Here is a 1,135-nt window from a genome sequence, read left to right on the forward strand (position 1 = left end):
GCGATTTTGATAGATATTCGCATAATCAAAGGATTCTGAAAAAGTAACTCATGGTGTAAGCCTAAAGGATTCTGAAAAAGTAACTCATGGTGTAAGCCTAAATTTTGAAATTATTTTCTATTGGAAATAAAGGTACTATCGAAAATATATATGGAAAAGATGTTGCTAATGAAACAAATAGAGTATATGGTGAATTCAATGCAGAGGTTCTCGGTAAAAAGTATATTTTAGAAACAAGTTCTAATGCTTTGAATATGATAAAATTGGGATATTTGAATCCTTCATTTAGAAATGAATTGTATTCAATAACTATGGCAGAATTTGTAAAAGAGTATGGTGCTTTAGTTTTAAAAGATTTTTATACAGGGGGACGAGTTTCGGCTATATATTCTGGGATATATAGCTCATCTGATTTGGTAGAAACTAAGGAGAAAAATATTGAGAATGATATAAATGCTTCATATGGACCTAAAAAAGATGTAAGTGGTAGTGCGAATTTAGGAATAGGCCTTCATTATTATGATGAGACTAAAATGTCTAATAAAATAACAAATATGACTTTATCGGTCAAAGCAATAGGAGGAAATTTATCTTTTCCAACTTTTTCTTCTCCTCAGGGTTTGACACAGGTTAATATCGATTTAAGTAGTTGGATGTCTTCTATGGCTTCAGCTGATTCATATAGAATGATAGATATAGAGTCTGAAGGTCTAATGCCATTATCTAAATTTGTATTGGAAAAAAATATAGAACAACATATTCGTGATTATCTTTATGGACTATCTATTGAACAGCCAATGGAAGTACAAGAACCTTATATTGAGGTATTACGTAGGGATATACAAGGTAATACATTGTTAATAACTTCGTTGGTGACCAAAAATGAGGACAGAGCATTGATTGATCTTAAGAATATAACTCGTGTTTCAGAATCAAAAAAGCAGGAATATATACGACAGGTCGCAAATGAAAAAAGTAAGGTTTATGGTTTGAAGATTGTTAATAAATCTTTTGCAAATGATACAATTCCAATACCTCCTAATAATTGTTTTCAACTAGGATTTTTTAATGAAAATTTATTGCGTAAATATATTGATAATGAAATAATACATTGTATTTACTGTATAATGGATCT

At 29.8% G+C, this 1,135-nt stretch carries 1 pseudogene; it reads left to right on the forward strand.

The annotated features are described in order from the left end of the window. Positions 1–104 precede the first annotated feature (104 nt). Positions 105–1,135, forward strand: a pseudogene (locus DXA15_RS25070) (MAC/perforin domain-containing protein); the annotation flags it as partial.

The organism is Parabacteroides sp. AM58-2XD (assembly GCF_003463685.1).
Taxonomy (GTDB): Bacteria; Bacteroidota; Bacteroidia; order Bacteroidales; family Tannerellaceae; genus Parabacteroides; species Parabacteroides segnis.